Annotated in this window: 15 protein-coding genes; 10 read left to right on the forward strand and 5 right to left on the reverse strand. The window is 72.8% G+C overall.

The window, feature by feature from the left end:
• Window positions 1-132: 132 nt before the first annotated feature.
• On the reverse strand, window positions 133-732 hold the full coding sequence (locus ACRWND_RS28155) for a hypothetical protein (protein ID WP_431954318.1): 600 nt from the start codon (window positions 730-732) through the stop codon (window positions 133-135).
• Window positions 733-906: 174 nt separating this feature from the next.
• Between ACRWND_RS28155 and ACRWND_RS28160 the strand changes: the two genes are divergently transcribed.
• Window positions 907-1,803 (forward strand): tetratricopeptide repeat protein, encoded by an 897-nt coding sequence (locus ACRWND_RS28160; RefSeq protein WP_431954344.1) that lies wholly within the window; start codon window positions 907-909, stop codon window positions 1,801-1,803.
• Between the two features lie 75 nt (window positions 1,804-1,878).
• Here the strand turns inward: ACRWND_RS28160 and ACRWND_RS28165 are convergent, their stop codons facing one another.
• On the reverse strand, window positions 1,879-3,162 hold the full coding sequence (locus ACRWND_RS28165) for a DUF1015 family protein (RefSeq protein ID WP_431954320.1): 1,284 nt from the start codon (window positions 3,160-3,162) through the stop codon (window positions 1,879-1,881).
• A gap of 72 nt (window positions 3,163-3,234) precedes the next feature.
• On the opposite strand from ACRWND_RS28165, the gene ACRWND_RS28170 reads away from it, so the two are divergent.
• Window positions 3,235-4,257 carry an HAD-IIA family hydrolase gene (locus tag ACRWND_RS28170; RefSeq protein ID WP_431954322.1) on the forward strand — a complete coding sequence of 341 codons (1,023 nt, stop codon included), beginning with the start codon at window positions 3,235-3,237 and terminating at the stop codon, window positions 4,255-4,257.
• Between the two features lie 17 nt (window positions 4,258-4,274).
• Here ACRWND_RS28170 and ACRWND_RS28175 read toward each other — a convergent pair whose 3' ends face one another.
• Window positions 4,275-4,622, reverse strand: coding sequence for a sterol-binding protein (locus tag ACRWND_RS28175; RefSeq protein ID WP_431954324.1), 348 nt, complete (start codon window positions 4,620-4,622; stop codon window positions 4,275-4,277).
• A gap of 194 nt (window positions 4,623-4,816) precedes the next feature.
• Here ACRWND_RS28175 and ACRWND_RS28180 point away from each other — a divergent pair, with 194 nt between their 5' ends.
• The 6 genes from ACRWND_RS28180 (at window position 4,817) to ACRWND_RS28205 (ending at window position 11,321) form a co-directional block, all read left to right on the forward strand.
• Window positions 4,817-5,818 carry a histone gene (locus tag ACRWND_RS28180; protein WP_431954326.1) on the forward strand — a complete coding sequence of 334 codons (1,002 nt, stop codon included), beginning with the start codon at window positions 4,817-4,819 and terminating at the stop codon, window positions 5,816-5,818.
• Window positions 5,811-6,083: a hypothetical protein gene (locus ACRWND_RS28185; protein ID WP_431954328.1), complete on the forward strand. Its 273-nt coding sequence runs from the start codon at window positions 5,811-5,813 to the stop codon at window positions 6,081-6,083. The genes ACRWND_RS28180 and ACRWND_RS28185 overlap by 8 nt, the downstream gene beginning before the upstream one ends.
• Before the next feature lie 7 nt (window positions 6,084-6,090).
• The gene (locus ACRWND_RS28190) at window positions 6,091-6,897 is read left to right on the forward strand and encodes a TlyA family RNA methyltransferase (protein WP_431954330.1); all 807 of its coding nucleotides are present in this window, start codon (window positions 6,091-6,093) and stop codon (window positions 6,895-6,897) included.
• The gene (locus ACRWND_RS28195) at window positions 6,894-7,922 is read left to right on the forward strand and encodes an NAD kinase (protein WP_431954332.1); all 1,029 of its coding nucleotides are present in this window, start codon (window positions 6,894-6,896) and stop codon (window positions 7,920-7,922) included. The genes ACRWND_RS28190 and ACRWND_RS28195 overlap by 4 nt, the downstream gene beginning before the upstream one ends.
• A gap of 49 nt (window positions 7,923-7,971) precedes the next feature.
• Window positions 7,972-9,714 carry a DNA repair protein RecN gene (gene recN / locus ACRWND_RS28200; protein ID WP_431954334.1) on the forward strand — a complete coding sequence of 581 codons (1,743 nt, stop codon included), beginning with the start codon at window positions 7,972-7,974 and terminating at the stop codon, window positions 9,712-9,714.
• Window positions 9,715-10,184: 470 nt separating this feature from the next.
• Window positions 10,185-11,321 carry a glycosyltransferase family 4 protein gene (locus ACRWND_RS28205; RefSeq protein ID WP_431954336.1) on the forward strand — a complete coding sequence of 379 codons (1,137 nt, stop codon included), beginning with the start codon at window positions 10,185-10,187 and terminating at the stop codon, window positions 11,319-11,321.
• A 25-nt stretch (window positions 11,322-11,346) separates the two neighbouring features.
• Here the strand turns inward: ACRWND_RS28205 and ACRWND_RS28210 are convergent, their stop codons facing one another.
• A complete protein-coding gene (locus ACRWND_RS28210; protein ID WP_431954338.1) occupies window positions 11,347-11,916 on the reverse strand; it encodes a TetR/AcrR family transcriptional regulator in 570 nt (189 codons plus the stop codon).
• Window positions 11,917-12,033: 117 nt separating this feature from the next.
• Between ACRWND_RS28210 and ACRWND_RS28215 the strand changes: the two genes are divergently transcribed.
• Window positions 12,034-12,954, forward strand: a complete 921-nt coding sequence (locus ACRWND_RS28215; protein ID WP_431954340.1) for an NADP-dependent oxidoreductase — start codon at window positions 12,034-12,036, stop codon at window positions 12,952-12,954.
• A 272-nt stretch (window positions 12,955-13,226) separates the two neighbouring features.
• Here the strand turns inward: ACRWND_RS28215 and ACRWND_RS28220 are convergent, their stop codons facing one another.
• Window positions 13,227-15,035 carry a glycoside hydrolase family 15 protein gene (locus ACRWND_RS28220; RefSeq protein ID WP_431954342.1) on the reverse strand — a complete coding sequence of 603 codons (1,809 nt, stop codon included), beginning with the start codon at window positions 15,033-15,035 and terminating at the stop codon, window positions 13,227-13,229.
• Window positions 15,036-15,439: 404 nt separating this feature from the next.
• On the opposite strand from ACRWND_RS28220, the gene ACRWND_RS28225 reads away from it, so the two are divergent.
• Window positions 15,440-17,086, forward strand: coding sequence for a CTP synthase (locus ACRWND_RS28225; protein WP_431954345.1), 1,647 nt, complete (start codon window positions 15,440-15,442; stop codon window positions 17,084-17,086).
• Window positions 17,087-17,133 lie beyond the last annotated feature (47 nt).

Consider the following 17,133-nt stretch of genomic DNA (forward strand, 5'->3'; position numbering starts at 1 on the left):
GGACCCTCGGTCCTGGCCACAGCGCTGGGACCGGGGGTCCTTTTGTTTTTCGCGTGGTGCGCAGTTCGCGGACTGGTACGAGAGACTGGCACTACAGCAGTACAAATGACAGGAGTCACGTCGATGTCCAACTCACCCGAGGAACGGCCGGATCGGCCTGAGCGGCGCACCCCGCGCCAGGGCGGCGATCGGGGTGGGTACCGCAGCGGCGGCCCCCGGCGCGAAGGCGACCGCACCGGCGGCGGTTATCGTCGGCCCGACGACCGTCCGCGGGGGCGGTACGAGGATCGTCCGCGTGATGACCGTCGTGACGATCGTGGGTTCAATCGTGATGACCGTCCGCGGTTCGACCGTCCGCGCGTTGATCGGCCGCGTGATGATCGTCCGCGCTTTGACCGGCCCCGTGACGATCGGCCGCGTGATGATCGTCCGCGCTTTGACCGGCCCCGTGATGATCGTCCGCGTGATGACCGTGGTGGGTTCCGTCGTGATGACCGTCGTGACGAGCGGCCTCGTGGTCCGCGTCGGGACGACGACCGTGGTGGGTTCCGTCGTGACGACCGTCCGCGATTCGACCGGCCGCGCGATGACCGGCCGCGTGATGATCGTCCGCGCTTTGACCGGCCCCGTGACGATCGTCCGCGCGATGACCGTGGTGGGTTCCGTCGTGACGAGCGGCCTCGTGCTCCGCGCCGGGACGACGACCGCGGTGGCTACCGCCGCGACGAGCATCCCCGTGGCCCGCGTCGGGACGAGCGGGACCAGAGCGGGGGCCGACGGCCGTATGTGCAGGGGCGCGGGCGGTTCGAGAACACCCGGGGCCGAGACGAGCGCCGTGAGGAGCGGGAGCCCGTCAAGCGGCTGCCGATCCCGGACGACGTCACGGGTCAGGAGATCGACCCCAGTGTGCGTCAGGAGCTGATGAGCCTGCCCAAGACGCTTGCCGACGACGTGGCACGGAACCTCGTGATGGTGGCCCGGCTGCTGGACGAGGACCCGGATCTGGCCTATGGCTACTCCAGGGTGGCCCTGCGACTCGCGTCCCGCGTCGCCGCTGTGCGTGAGGCGGCCGGGTTCGCCTCGTACGCCACGGAGCGGTACGCCGAGGCGCTTGCAGAGTTCCGCGCGTGCCGACGGATGACGGGCACGGTCGACCTGTGGCCGGTCATGGCGGACTGCGAGCGCGGCTTGGGCCGTCCGGAGCGTGCGCTGGAGATGGCGGGCGCGCCGGAGGTGCACAAGCTGGACCGCGCCGGACAGGTGGAGATGCGCCTGGTGGCCGCGGGTGCGCGGCGCGACATGGGTCAGATCGACGCCGCCGTCGTCACTCTGCAGAGCCCCGAGCTGGCGTCCAACGCCGTGCACCCGTGGACGGCGCGACTGCGCTACGCGTACGCCGACGCTCTGCTTGCCGCTGGGCGCGACGACGAGGCCCGCGAGTGGTTCGCCAAGTCGCTGGAAGCCGACCAGAGTGGCAGCACGGACGCCTCCGACCGGCTGGCACAGCTGGATGGGGTTGCCTTCGTGGACGCCCTGGACGAGTCCGCGGACGTGGAGCCGACGGCGGACGAGGCCGGTGTGGCGGATGCTGAGGACACCGACACCGACACCGACACCGCCGACGCGGACGCCCCACATGCCGAGGCCTCTGACGCGGCCGGCAAGGACGGCGCGAGCAGCGGACGGCAGGACCGCGAGGTCGGTGTCACAGGTGAGCCAGACGTCGACCTGACCGACGAGGCGGACCCGACGGCGTTCCTGGACGACCCGTTCAAGGAGCCCTCCAAGCACACAGAGGGCTGATCGCCGACAGCGAATCGCAGACAGTTGAGGGCGGCATCCGCAGTGCGCGGATGCCGCCCTTCCTGCTGCCCGGGCTCAGGAGGAGGTGCCGTCGAGTTCCAGACTGCGCAGCACCAGGCCGGTCGCCGGCTTGGGGCCGAACGAGGTCGATTTGCGCGGCATCGTCACGCCCTGTTTGGCCAGGTCGTGGACGACGCTCTCGCGCACCGGATGGATGAGCACGGCCGTACCGCCGAACTGCTCGGCGCGCTCGACCGCGGCCACCGTGTCGTGGATGTAGTGGATGTGCTCGGGAGCGTCGGGCACGTGCCAGATCCGGTCCAGGAGCAGGCTGTGCAGCACGGTTGCGTCCAGCTGCCGCCACTGCTGGGGCCGGTCGCGCGGGATGGCCCGGTCGAGAGCATCCGGGTCGGGCCGGTCCAGGAGGTGGAACCGGCCGTCGCCGGTGAGCAGGAACGCGTTGCCCTCGCCCGCGGCGGCCTCCAGGGCGGCGAGGGCCTCCGGCAGGGCCCCCGGCAGCTCGCGCACGCGGAAGACGGCGCGGGCCGCCTCGACCGCGCGGCTGATGGGCAGTTGCGGCAGCACACGGTGGATGGCGCGGACCCGCAGCGGGTAGCGGGCGGTGTCCACCAGCAGCACCAGGCCGTAGTCCCAAGGGCTCGGGGTCTCGTGCTCGGCCTGCAGCAGCAGATAGGTGGCCCAGCGGTGGTGGCCGTCGGCGATGACGGCCTGGTGCCGGGACAGGTCCGCGTCGACCGCCGCGATCGCCTGCGGGTCGGTGATCGCCCACAGCCGGTGCTGGATGCCGTCCTCGGTCGTCGTGGCCAGCAGGGGCGGTTCGGCGACGGTGCGTTCGACGACCTCGGCGGCCTCCCCGTCGTTGCCCCGGTAGGCCAGCAGCAGCGGTTCGAGGTTGGCGGCGGTGGCACGCATGAGGGCCGCGCGGTCGGCCACCGGGCCGGGCATCACGTCCTCGTGCGGCAGCACGATCCGCTCCTCGGGAGGCGTCAGCCGCAGGGCGCCGATGAGGCCGCGCTGGACCCGATCGCCCTCGCGCTGCTCGTACACGTACAGGGCAGGCTTGGGGTCGAGGGCCAGGACGCCTTCCTGCTGCCACTGGAACAGCGCCCAGGCGGCCTTGCGGTGCCGGCCGTCCGGGGGCTCGGCGGTGGGCAGGATGAGCCGCACGACATTGTGCGGGTCGGCTGTCTCCAGGTGCCGCTGGCCCTCGGGCCGGACGACGACGTCGTACGGTGGCGAGGTGACCGCGGCCAGGCTGCCGACCCGCTCGGGGACGTAGCGGAGCGCGCGGAACGGCGCCAGCCGCAAGCCCTGTACAGCGGGTCCGGAATTGCTCATCCGGGCATGCTACGCGGGTCATGTGCGCGAAGTGTGCCGAGTTGTCGACGACATACGAGGAGCGACCGCCCGATGAACCACCGGACCGGCCCGGCCGGCAGCGAAAGGCCTCTTGACCAGGCGTACGACACGGCTCTGCTCGACCTCGACGGAGTGGTCTATGCGGGTGGTGACGCGATCGCGCACGCCGTCGAGTCACTCGGCGTGGCGCGGGCGCACGGTATGCGGCTGGCGTACGTCACCAACAACGCCGCCCGAACCCCGCGGACCGTCGCCGAGCACCTGACGCGGCTCGGCGTGCCGGCCGAGGCCGAGGAGGTCGTCACCTCGGCACAGGCGGTGGCCCGGCTGATCGCGGATCAGGTCCCGGCGGGGGCGCGGGTGCTCGCGGTCGGCGGCGAGGGACTGATGGTGGCGTTGCGGGAGCGAGGGCTCCGTCCCGTCGACTCCGCGGACGACGACCCCGCCGCGGTCGTGCAGGGATACTCGCCCGAGGTGTCCTGGGAGCAGCTCGCCGAGGCCGCCTACGCGGTGGGCCGCGGCGTGCCGTGGTTCGCGTCCAACACCGATCTGACCATCCCGACCGCGCGCGGCACCGCGCCGGGGAACGGGGCGCTCGTCGAGGTCGTCCGGATCGCGACCGGCGGTGTCCCGCAGGTCGCGGGCAAGCCGCTGCCGCCCATGCACCGCGAGACGGTCATCAGGACCGGCGCACGGCGGCCGCTGGTGGTCGGCGACCGGCTCGACACGGACATAGAGGGCGCGCACGCCGGCGGCGTCGACTCGCTGCTGGTGCTCACCGGCGTCACCACCCCCGCGCTGCTGCTCGCCGCTCCGCCCGAGCACCGGCCCAGCTTTGTGGACGCGGACCTGCGCGGGCTGCTGACCCCGCAGCCCGAGGTCACGGCGGCCGGCGGCGGCGCCCACCGCTGCGGGGGCTGGACCGCCTCGGTCGGCGACGCGGCGCTTGTGCTCGACGGGAACGGCGAACCCATGGACGGTCTGCGGGCGCTGTGCGCCGCGGCCTGGACCCGGGCCGGGGACGGCTCCTGCGACCTGGACGCGGGGAAGGCGCTGGACCGGCTGGGGCTCTAGGCGGCGCTGAGAGGGTGCTAAAGGAGCTTGCGCAGCCGCAGCAGGTCGCGCAGGCCTGCCTCCAGCTTGACCCTGCCGCTGCCCCAGGCCTTCGCGAAGTGCAGTCTGCCGTCCACGAGCGCGACGAGGTCGTCGCCGGCCATGGTGAGCCTTATCTCGGCGCGTTCGGCGGGCGGCCCCTGAACGGTGACCACGTCCTGGATCCGGCCGTCCACCAGGCGTCCCACGAAGGTCACGTCGAGATCGGTGATGCGGCAGCTGAGCGAGCGGTCGAGTGCGGCGGCGCTGCGGAGGTCGCCCTCCGTCCTGGCGAGGTTCTCGGACAGCCGCTCGAGCGCGCTGCGGCACTCCTCGATGGTCGCCATGGGTCGTGCGTCTCCCGTTCGGACGTCGGCTGGTGATGCCGGTGGTGGTGCTGGTGTTGAGGTTGTGCAGGCTTGGTCCTGCTGTTGCTGACCGACCGTACCGCAGCGGAACTGCCGGGGAGATGCGACGCCATAGGCGGTAGCGTCGTGACCGACGAAGTCTGGGAACTGGTGACGGCGAGGAGTGAGGACGTATGCGGGACGCGTTGCGGACGTGTCTGCAGATCGCGGGCGGCCTGACCGAGGCCACCCGGCGACGGGCGGTCGGTGCGGCGAAGGAACTGCTCGACCAGACCGGGATAGACGTCGGCGCCGTCCAGCGGAGCATCGGAGAGCGGATCCCGCCCGAGGTGCAGGTGCTCGCGGACGAGCTGATGGCATCGGGACGGGCCAACCGCGACTTGCTCGTGGGGCTGGTCCGGGAGGAGATCGAGAAGGCGATGAGCCGGGTCGGACGGCTCGCGGACGAGGTCACCAAGGTCGGTGTCGTCCTGGAGGCACTGGAGCGGCGCATCCGCAACCTGGAGGAGGGCGACCGCGGGCCGGTTGCGGTCGACCTCGCCGACGAGGCGGAGCCGGGTCCGCACGTGCCGCCGCAGCCGCCGGTGGAGCGTGCGCCGGTCGACGCGCCGGCGGCGTCCTCTGCGGCAGCGCAAGAGGAGAAGCCGGTGGTGACGGACACGGCGGCGGCCACTCCGGTGGGGCGCAAGAACGCCGCGCCCGCGACGGTTCCTGCGGCGCCTGGGGTATCCGGGACGACGGCGCCCGCGGAGTCCGGAGAGGCTGCGCCCGCGGCGGCTGCTGTGCCGGTGGCGCGCAAGAACGCCGTGCCGCCGAAGGCCCCCGCGGCAAAGGAGACGACGGCGGCGAGGAAGACGGCCGCCGCCAAGAAGGCGACCGCCGCGAAGAAGACGGCCGCAGCCAAGAAGACGACCGCCGCGAAGAAGACGGCCTCGGCGGCCGGCACGGCTGCTGCCACGAGGAAGACGACGGCCGCGAACAAGCGAGCGTCGGCAGCCCCGGCCAAGGAGACTGCCAGGACTGCCGAGAAGGCGGCCTCAGCGGCCGGCACGGCTGCTGCCGCGAAGAAGACGACGGCTGCGGCGAAGACGACGGCTGCGGCGAAGACGGCTGCCAGGACGGCCGCGGCCAAGAAGACGGCGGCCCGTACCCAGGAGGCGAAGGGGCGTGACTGAGACCGGGCCCGAGGGCGTGGCACACGCGCCCGGAGCGGAAGCAGGGGCCGAGGGCCCGGCCGAGGCGGCGGCGGGCGCCGCGCCGGGGCCGCGCCCGCTGGGCGTCGTGCTGGACGCCACGGGGAATACGGAGGTGGACGCCGTCCTTGTCCGCCTGCGGGATGCCGATCGGCTTCCCACCGAGGACCACGTCGAGGTGTACGAGGATGTACATCGTGGGCTGCGCGACACGCTCACGAGACTCGACGACGACAACAGGAGCTGAACCTCACGTGGCACGACGCCGACTCGACGCCGAGCTGGTGCGCCGGAACCTCGCCCGCTCGCGGGAGCACGCCGGGCAGCTGATCGCGGCCGGCCGGGTGACCGTGGGCGGGACGACCGCGACGAAGGCCGCCACCCAGGTGGAGACCAGCGCCGCGGTCGTCGTGGCCAAGGACGACTCGGACCCGGACTACGTCTCGCGCGGCGGGCACAAGCTGGCCGGGGCGCTCGCGGCGTTCGTACCGCACGGGCTGCTCGTGGAGGGGCGCCGCGCGCTGGACGCCGGGGCGTCCACGGGCGGCTTCACCGATGTCCTGCTGCGCAACGGCGCGGCGCACGTCGTCGCCGTGGACGTGGGCTACGGGCAGCTCGCGTGGTCGCTGCAGAGCGATGAACGCGTCACCGTGAAGGACCGCACCAACGTCCGCGAGCTGACGCTCGAGCAGATCGACGGCAGGCCGGTGGACCTCGTCGTCGGCGACCTGTCGTTCATCCCGCTCGGGCTCGTCCTGCCCGCCCTTGTACGCTGCGCCGCACCCGACGCGGATCTGGTCCTGATGGTCAAGCCGCAGTTCGAGGTGGGCAAGGAGCGACTGGGCAGCGGCGGTGTCGTCCGCAGCGCCGAGTTGCGCGCCGAGACCGTACGCCAGGTCGCCGGGCAGGCGGCCGCACTCGGACTGGGGGTGCTGGGCGTGACCGCGAGCCCGTTGCCGGGACCGTCGGGGAATGTGGAGTATTTTCTGTGGCTGCGCGCCGGGGCGCCTGAACTGGACCCGGCGGACGTCGACCGCGCTGTGGCGGAGGGCCCCCGTTGAGCGAGACACACGAGACCCATGAGGCGGGCGAGTTCTCCGCGTTGCCCGCGCCCCCTGCGGCTTCCGAGCCTGCCGAGTCCCCCGAGTCCCCCGAGTCCTCCGAGTGCCGCGATCCGGGCGAGACCTCCGGGCGCACCGTCTTCCTGCTCGCCCACACCGGGCGGCCGGCGGCCGTCCGCAGCGCCGAGCGCGTGGTCCAGGGGCTCAAGCGCTGCGGCATCGGGGTGCGGGTGCTGGCCGAAGAGGCCGAAGACCTGACGCTGCCCGGGGACGGCGCGGTGCAGCGGGTGCGGGAGATCGGCCCGCAGACCGTCGCGGACTGCGAGCTGATCGTCGTCCTCGGGGGTGACGGCACGTTGCTGCGCGGCGCGGAGTTCGCCCGGGCCTCCGGGGTGCCGATGCTCGGGGTCAACCTGGGCCGGGTCGGTTTCCTCGCGGAGGCGGAGCGCGACGACCTGGACAAGGTCGTCGACCGGGTGGTCAATCGCGACTACGAGGTCGAGGAGCGCATGACGATCGACGTCCTGGTGCGCAACGACGGCCGGGTCGTCCACACCGACTGGGCGCTGAACGAGGCCTCGGTGGAGAAGCAGGCCCGTGAGCGGCTGCTGGAGGTCGTCACGGAGGTGGACGGCCGTCCGGTCTCCCGCTTCGGCGGCGACGGGGTGGTGATGGCGACTCCGACCGGTTCGACCGCGTACGCCTTCTCCGCCGGCGGGCCGGTGGTATGGCCCGAGGTGGAGGCGCTGCTGATGGTGCCGATCAGCGCGCACGCGCTCTTCGCGAAGCCGCTGGTGACCTCGCCGAGGTCGGTGCTGGCGGTGGAGGTGCAGCCGGAGACCCCGCACGGCGTGCTGTGGTGCGACGGGCGGCGCACGGTGGACCTGCCGGCCGGGGCCCGTGTGGAGGTCCGGCGGGGCGCGGTGCCGGTCCGGCTCGCGCGGCTCCACCACGCCTCTTTCACGGACCGGCTGGTCGCGAAGTTCGCGCTGCCGGTGGCGGGATGGCGGGGCGCGCCGCACTGAGTTTCCCCCCAGGGGTGAGGCCCGTCGCGCGGCGGGCCGCAAACCTCGTATGGTCGTATCCGTGTTGGAGGAAATGCGGATCCGGTCGCTGGGAGTCATCGAGGACGCCGTGGTGGAGTTGTCGCCCGGCTTCACCGCGGTGACGGGTGAGACCGGCGCGGGCAAGACCATGGTCGTCACGAGCCTCGGGCTGCTGCTGGGCGGGCGTGCCGATCCCGGTCTGGTCCGGATCGGGACGAAATCGGCGTCCGTCGAGGGACGGATCTCGCTGGACGCCGACGCGCCCGCCGCTGTGCGGGCCGAGGAGGCCGGCGCCGAGCTGGACGACGGCGCGCTGCTCATCAGCCGCACTGTTTCGGCGGAGGGCCGTTCGCGGGCCTTCGTGGGCGGTCGGTCCGTCCCCGTCGGGCTGCTGGGAGAGCTGGCGGACGAGCTGGTCGCCGTCCACGGCCAGACCGACCAGCAGGGCCTGCTGCGGCCGGCCCGGCAGCGGGAGGCGCTGGACCGGTACGCGGGCGACGCCGTCGCCGTGCCGCTGGCCAAGTACGCGGCCGCCTACCGGAGGCTGCGCGAGGTCGCGGGCGAGCTGGACGCGCTGACCACGCGGGCCCGTGAGCGGGCCCAGGAGGCGGATCTGCTGCGGTTCGGCCTGGGAGAGGTGGCGGCCGCCGAGCCGCTGCCCGGCGAGGACGCCGACCTGGCGGCGGAGGCGGAGCGGCTGGGTCACGCCGAGGCGCTGGCGTCCGCAGCGGCTGTCGCGCACGCCGCGCTCGCCGGGAACCCCGAAGACCCCGAGGGCGCCGACGCGGGCCTGCTCGTCGCGGGTGCGCAGCGCGCGCTGGACGCCGTGCGCTCGCACGATCCTGCGCTGGCCGCGCTCTCGGACCGGATCGGCGAGATCGGCATCCTCCTCGGCGACGTGGCGGGTGAGCTCGCCGGGTACGCCGACAACCTGGACGCCGACCCGCGGCGCCTGGCGGCCGTGGAGGAACGGCGGGCCGTGCTCGCCCACCTGCTGCGCAAGTACGGGGAGACGACCGACGCCGTCCTGGCGTGGGCCGAGCAGGGCGCGGCCCGGTTGGTCGAGCTGGAGGGCGACGACGAGCGGATCGGGGAGCTGGCGGCGGAGCGCGAGGCGCTGCGCACCGAGCTCGGCGACCTCGCGCAGGCGCTCACCGACGCGCGGGCCGAGGCGGCGGACCGCTTCGCCGGGGCCGTCACGGCGGAGCTCGCCCAGCTCGCGATGCCGCACGCCCGCGTCGGCGTCGCCCTCCGGCAGGTCGAGGACGAGGAGGGCATCGAGGTCGGCGGCCGCCGGGTCGCCTTCGGCCCGACGGGCGCGGACGAGGTCGAGCTGCAGCTCGCGCCGCATCCGGGCGCCCCGGCCAGGCCGATCGCCAAGGGGGCGTCGGGCGGCGAGCTGTCCCGCGTGATGCTCGCCGTCGAGGTCGTCTTCGCCGGGTCGGACCCGGTGCCGACGTATCTGTTCGACGAGGTCGACGCGGGCGTCGGCGGCAAGGCGGCCGTCGAGGTCGGCCGGCGCCTGGCGCGCCTGGCGCGGACCGCGCAGGTCGTGGTCGTCACCCACCTGCCCCAGGTGGCCGCGTTCGCGGACCGGCAGCTGCTGGTGGAGAAGACCAACGACGGGTCCGTCACACGCAGTGGCGTGCGGGTCCTCGAGGGAGAGGAGCGCGTACGCGAGCTCTCCCGGATGCTCGCCGGACTGGAGGACTCGGAGCTCGGCCGCGCCCACGCGGAGGAACTGCTGGCCGCGGCCCGCGAGGCGCGCTGACGCCACGGGGCGGTGGGGCACGAACCGGCGCTGCGGCGCGAACCGGCGGCGGTCCGCGCTGTGCGGGTACGTCGCCTGTGTCGCCTTCCTGCCGGGCGGTGCGGGGGGAGATCCGCGGAGCGGGGGCGTGGCGGCCGCTCCCGCGGCCGGGGCGGTGCGTGCCCAGGCGGTGCGTACGGCCGGGTGCCGGAGCCCGCGACGTCGCCCGAGGGTCCGCGCTGTGCCGGGGCGTCGTCTCGCGGCGCAGTCGGCCGGCGTCCGCCGACGGGGTGTCAGACGGCGCGAATGCGGCCCTCGTCCGGTCGGGTGCGCGCGATGGGGGAGCGGAGGGCACTCGTAAGGGTGGTCCCGCGTACGTGTGGCCGGGTGGAGGTGGGGCATCGCTCCCTGGATGGCCTATCGGCCTGGCATCCTTGAAGGAGCAGCCCCGCCGTCCTCCGCACGATGCCGAGTCAGGAGCGCGACCCCGCGTGAGCAGTTCACCGAGCCCCTTGCACGGGCAACTGCACGCCGTCCACGTGCTGGGTGAGACGGCGAGGTCCCATGTCGCTTCCGTGGCGGCCGGGTTGGTGGCGCGCGGCGTCCAGGTGACGGTCTGCGGGCCTGGCGAGGCCGAGGAACGGTACGGGTTCGGGGCGGCGGGGGCGCGTTTCGCTCCCGTCGAGATCGCGCGCCGCTGGCGACCGCGGGCCGACGCGGCCGTGGTGACGGCGCTGCGGGCGGCCTGTGCCGGGGCTGATGTGGTGCACGCGCACGGGCTGCGGTCCGGACTGCTCGCCACCATGGCGCTGAGCGGGCGCCGTACGCCGCTGGTGGTGACCTGGCACGGCGCGGTGCCGGCCGAGGGAGCGCGGGGGCGGGCGCTGCGGATGCTGGAGCGGCGGGTGACGCGGGTGGCGGCGGTCGTGCTGGGCGCCTCGTCGGACCTGGTGGACAGGGCCCGAGCGGCAGGGGCCCGGGACGCCCGGCTCGGACCGGTCGGGGTCCCTGCGCCGCCCCGGACCGCGCCGTCCGCCGAGACCGTGGCGGAGGCGGAGCGCCGCCGGGAGAAGACCAGGAACGAGTTCGCCGTGGGGCAGCGGCCGTTGCTGCTCGCGGCGGGCCGTCTGGAGCCGAGCAAGGGCTACCACCTGCTGCTGGACGCGGCACACGGCTGGGCGGGGCTGGATCCGGCGCCGTTGCTGCTCATCGCGGGCGAGGGGGCGCAACGGGCGGAACTGCAGGAGCGGATCGACGCCGAGCGGCTGCCGGTCCGGCTGCTCGGCCGCCGCGACGACGTTCCGGAGCTGCTCGCCGCCGCCGACGTGGTGGTGCTGCCGTCGCGCTGGGAGGCGCGCCCGCTGATCGCACATGAGGCGCTGCACGCGGGGGTGCCGTTGGTGGCCACCGCCGTCGGCGGTACGGCCGAACTCGTCGGCGAAGCGGCGGTCCTGGTGCCCTACGGCAACCCGAAGACGCTCGCCGACGCCGTCACACGTCTGCTGGCGGACCCGGCGCGGCGTCAGACGCTGGCCGCGGCCGGTCCCGTGCAGGCCGCCACCTGGCCGACCGAGGACGACACGGTCGCCCAAGTGCTGGCCATCTACGACGAGCTGACCTCCGGCTGAACCCGCCCCGCGAGGCGCTGCCCCGTCAGCAGAGGGCCGTGGACGCCTGCACCTCGTCGAGTGCCTGTCTCGCGATCTCGCCGAAGTCGTCACCGGCGGCCGTCCCGCTCCAGCGTTCGTAGGCCAGCGTTGCGGCGAGCGCGCCGAGTTCCGCGGCGACGCGAGCGGTCAGGTCGGGTACGCCGCGCCGTTTGAGCGCCTCGGTCATCGACGCGTTGAGGGAGAGGTTCTTCAGCGCCTCGCGCTCACGCAGTTCGGGGTTGGCGGCGATGACCGCCTGTCTGCGGGCGATGAACTCGCGGCGATCGGGTGTGAAGACCTCCGCGCCTGCGGCGACCAGCGCATGAGCGACCGCCTCGAGCGGGGTGGCGTCCGCCGGCACCGCGTCGATCGCCACGGTCAGCAGGCCGTTCATCGTGTCGCTGCCGAAGAGCACTTCCCGCTTGTCCTGGAAGTGCCGGAAGAAGGTGGTCTTCCCCAGTCCCGCGCGCTTGGCGATGTCGATCACGGTCGTGTTCTCGTAGCCCCTCTCGGCGAACAGGGCGAGGGCGGCGTGAGCGAGCCGTTCTGCTGCGTTCGGTTCCCAGCGAGCCATGAACGCAGTGTAGGGGGCTTGGTTCCGTCGATTCACGCCGGTGATGGAACCAAGTCCCGTCAGTCGTTCTACGGTGATGGAACCAAGTCCCGTCACTTCCCGAGGAGTCCGCCGGCCATGAGTCGAGCCGTGATGTACCAAGCCTTCGGAGGCCCCGAAGTGCTGGAGTTGAGGGAGGTTCCCGAACCTCACGCCGGCCCGGGGGAGGTCCGGGTGCGGGTGACGGCCGCCGGGCTGAACCCGATGGACTGGATCATCGCCGCACAGCCGGAGGTGGCGGCGCGGTTCGGCATCACCGTGCCCTCCGGCTTCGGGTCCGACCTCGCCGGAGTGATCGACGAGGTCGGCGAGGGCGCGACAGGCTTTGCCGTGGGCGACCGCGTCCACGGCAGCGTCCTGGGAAGGGCGATCGCCGACTATGTGGTGGCCCGGCCCCCTGCCGATGCGCTGTGGCACACGCCGCAGGGCCTCAGCGACAAGCTGGCGAGCACCCTTGCGGTCGCCGGGCTCACCGCTGCCGCCGCGCTGGCGGCGATCGGCCCGCGGCCCGGTGACACCGTCCTGATCGGAGGAGCCGCCGGCGGAGTCGGGGTGTTCGCCGTGCAGCTCGCAAGGCTCGCCGGGTCCACCGTGATCGGCACCTGCTCGCCGGGCACCTTCGGGTTCCTGCGGAGGCTGGGCGCCGAGCCGGTGGCCTACGGCGACGGGCTGGCAGACCGGGTCAGGGAACTGGCGCCCGGCGGGGTGACCGCCGCGACCGACCTGTTCGGCACGGAGACGGCGCAGGCCGCGCTGGCGCTCGGCGTGATGCCCGAGCGGATCTCCACGGTCGCCGCGGGCCCCGACCCTCGCGGCGGCATACGCGCCACCGGCGGCCTTGATGCGGCGCCTGACGCGCTGGAGCAGATCACCGGCGCGATCGTCGCGGGCGAGCTCACCGTCCCCATTGCCGCGGAGTTCCCCGTCGAGAGGATCCGTGACGCCGTGGCGCTGCAGGCCGGACGGCACGTCCACGGAAAGGTCGTGGTCACGCTGTGACCCCACTGGAATTACCGCACACGGAACCGATGAACGCACCGTCCCGCTGTCGCAGGCCATCCCGGCGCTCACCGCACTCGAACGAAACGGCCTGGCCAAGCGCGGCAAGCTGATCATCACGACAGAATGATCCCCGCCGCAACGGTTCCGTGCCCGCGACGGCGCGTCGGCGGAGCCGCGGTGGTGGTCGCACTCCTGACGCGAGCCCGGGCAAGGCACCCGCGCCCTCGGCGTTGTCCTCGACGGCGGTCGGACCGCGATCCTCCGCGCGGTCAGCCGCCGTAGGCGCCGCTCGCGGTCAGCCGCAGCGCCGTGTCGATCAGCGGCACGTGGCTGAACGCCTGCGGGAAGTTGCCGACCTGCCGCTGCAGCCGCGGGTCCCACTCCTCCGCCAGCAGGCCGAGGTCGTTGCGGAGCGCGAGCAGCTTCTCGAAGAGCCGGCGGGCCTCGTCGACCCGTCCGATCATGGCGAGGTCGTCGGCGAGCCAGAACGAGCAGGCGAGGAAGGCGCCCTCGTCGCCGGGGAGCCCGTCGAGGTTCTCGCCACCGGGCGGGGCGTCGGTCGGGTAGCGCAGCACGAAGCCGTCCTCGGTGGACAGCTCGCGCTGGATCGCCTCGATGGTGCCGATCACGCGCTTGTCGTCCGGCGGCAGGAAGCCCACCTGCGGGATGAGCAGCAGCGAGGCGTCCAGTTCGCGGGAGCCGTAGGACTGCGTGAAGGTGTTGCGCTCCTTGTCGTAGCCCCGGTCGCAGACGTCGCGGTGGATCTCGTCGCGCAGTTCGCGCCAGCGCTCCAGCGGGCCGTCGACCTCGCCCGACTCGATGAGCTTGACGGTGCGGTCGACGGCGACCCAGGCCATGACCTTGGAGTGCACGAAGTGCCGGCGCGGGCCGCGGACCTCCCAGATGCCCTCGTCCGGCTCGTCCCAGTGGTCCTCCAGGTACTGGATGAGCCGGATCTGCAGGAGCGAGGCGTAGTCGTTGCGGGCCAGGCCGGTCATGTGCGCCAGATGCAGGGCCTCGGTGACCTCGCCGTAGACGTCGAGCTGCAACTGGTGGGCGGCGCCGTTGCCGACCCGGACCGGGATCGAGCCCTCGTAGCCGGGCAGCCAGTCCAGCTCGGTCTCGCCGAGCTCGCGCTCGCCGGCGATGCCGTACATGATCTGCAGGTTCTCGGGGTCGCCGGCGACCGCGCGCAGCAGCCACTCGCGCCAGGCGCGGGCCTCATCGCGGTAGCCGGTGCGCAGCAGGGAGGACAGGGTGATCGCCGCGTCGCGCAGCCAGGTGAAGCGGTAGTCCCAGTTGCGGACGCCGCCGATGTCCTCGGGCAGGGAGGTGGTGGGAGCGGCGACGATGCCGCCGGTAGGCCCGTAGGTCAGGGCCTTGAGGGTGATCAGGGAACGGACCACGGCGTCCCGGTAGGGGCCGTGGTAGGTGCACTGGGCGACCCACTCGCGCCAGAAGTCCTCGGTGGCCTCCAGCGCCGTCTCGGGCTCGGCGAGCGCGGGCGGCTCCTTGTGCGAGGGCTGCCAGCTGATGGTGAAGGCGACACGTTCGCCGGGAGAGACCGTGAAGTCCGCGTAGGTGGTGAGGTGCTTGCCGTACGTCTCCACATCGGTGTCGTGCCAGACCGAGTCGGGGCCGGCCACGGCGACCGTGCGCTCGCCCACCTTGTGCACCCAGGGCACGACCCAGCCGTAGCTGAAGCGCATGCGCAGCGCGGACCGCATCGGCACCCGTCCGCTGACGCCCTCGACGATCCGGATCAGCTGCGGGGCGCCGTCACGCGGCGGCATGAAGTCGATCACACGGACCGTGCCGCGGGGGGTGTCCCACTCGGACTCCAGCACCAGGGAGTCGCCCCGGTAGCGGCGCCGGGTGGCGGCCGGCGGCGGGGTGCCGTCGGCGTGGGCGGGGCCGAGCCGCCAGTAGCCGTGCTCCTCCGTGCCGAGCAGGCCCGCGAAGATCGCGGGGGAGTCGAAGCGGGGCAGGCACAGCCAGTCGACCGTGCCGTCCCGGCACACCAGGGCGGCGGTCTGCATATCGCCGATGAGTGCGTAGTCCTCGATACGCCCGGCCACGTAGGTCTCCCAGTCGAAACGACGGCGGCGCCCCTTGGGACTGGGGCGGTGATTGCGGTCTGTGGATCTGTCGACGAGCTCTTTCCCGGGAGCGGGCGGGGTAGTGCCGTGCCGGTTCACTCGCATCGAATCGATGTGTCCGAGCAGGATACGACGACAACGCGGGCGGTGCGGAAGCGACGACCGCCCCTGCTGCGCCGGTCGGGTGCATTTTGTCGTACCAACTCCCGGTGGCCGTGTTTGTCGCCCAGGAGACACCCGCACCGTCTGGTGCGCGTCACTGATACCCTGGTAGCCCGTGGGCCGGTGGGCTGAACCACTGAACCGCCGCGACGACACCCCTCTTCACCACCATGGTGCCGTCCCGACCACCACCTCGCGACCACGGGAGCCCCCTGTTGGCACTGCCGCCGAAATCCACGACGACCAAGCATCTCTTCGTCACGGGGGGTGTCGCCTCCTCGCTCGGCAAGGGCCTGACCGCCTCCAGCCTCGGTGCCCTTCTCAAGGCCCGGGGTCTGCGCGTCACCATGCAGAAGCTCGACCCGTATCTCAACGTGGACCCGGGCACGATGAACCCCTTCCAGCACGGTGAGGTGTTCGTCACGGACGACGGCGCCGAGACCGACCTGGACATCGGCCACTACGAGCGCTTCCTCGACGTGAACCTCGCGGGTTCGGCCAACGTCACCACCGGCCAGATCTACTCCTCGGTCATCGCCAAGGAGCGCCGCGGCGAGTACCTGGGCGACACCGTGCAGGTCATCCCCCACATCACCAACGAGATCAAGTCCCGTATCCGGCGCATGGCGACCGAGGACGTGGACGTGGTGATCACGGAGGTCGGCGGCACGGTCGGCGACATCGAGTCGCTGCCCTTCCTGGAGTCCGTGCGGCAGGTGCGGCACGAGGTCGGCCGGGACAACGTCTTCGTGGTGCACATCTCGCTGCTCCCGTACATCGGCCCCTCGGGCGAGCTGAAGACCAAGCCGACCCAGCACTCGGTGGCCGCGCTGCGGAGCATCGGCATCCAGCCCGACGCCATCGTTCTGCGCGCCGACCGTGACGTGCCGACCTCGATCAAGCGCAAGATCTCGCTGATGTGCGACGTCGACGAGGACGCGGTGGTCGCCGCGATCGACGCCCCGTCGATCTACGACATCCCCAAGGTGCTGCACACCGAGGGCCTGGACGCCTACGTCGTGCGCAAGCTGAACCTGCCCTTCCGCGACGTGGACTGGGCGCAGTGGGACGACCTGCTGGGGCGGGTCCACCAGCCCGAGCACGAGGTGAAGGTCGCCCTCGTCGGCAAGTACATCGACCTGCCCGACGCCTACCTGTCGGTGACCGAGGCGCTGCGGGCCGGCGGCTTCGCCAACAACGCCAAGGTCACCATCAAGTGGGTCACCTCGGACGACTGCAAGACCCCGGCCGGCGCGGCCCGCCAGCTCGGCGACGTCGACGCGATCTGCGTGCCCGGCGGCTTCGGCGACCGCGGTGTGGAGGGCAAGGTCTCGGCGATCACCTTCGCCCGGGAGAACCGCATCCCGCTGCTCGGCCTGTGCCTGGGCCTGCAGTGCGTGGTCATCGAGGCGGCCCGCAACCTGGCCGGCATCCCGGACGCCAACTCCACCGAGTTCGACCCGGCGACCGCGCACCCGGTGATCTCCACGATGGCCGAGCAGCTCGACATCGTCGCAGGCCAGGGCGATCTCGGCGGCACCATGAGGCTGGGCCTGTACCCGGCGAAGCTCGCCGAGGGCTCCATCGTCCGCGAGGTCTACGGCGGCCAGCCCTACGTCGAGGAGCGGCACCGCCACCGCTACGAGGTGAACAACGCCTACCGCGGCGAGCTGGAGAAGAAGGCAGGCCTGGTGTTCTCCGGCACTTCTCCGGACAACACCCTGGTCGAGTACGTCGAGTACCCCCGGGACGTGCACCCGTACCTGGTGGCCACCCAGGCGCACCCCGAGCTGAAGTCCCGTCCCACCCGTCCGCACCCCCTGTTCGCCGGTCTGGTCGCGGCGGCCGTGGAGCGCCGCAAGGGTTGATCGGTACGGTTGCGGGGGGGGGGGGGGGGGAGGGGGCGACCCCACCC

The organism is Actinacidiphila sp. bgisy167 (assembly GCF_965342175.1).
Taxonomy (GTDB): domain Bacteria; phylum Actinomycetota; class Actinomycetes; order Streptomycetales; family Streptomycetaceae; genus Actinacidiphila.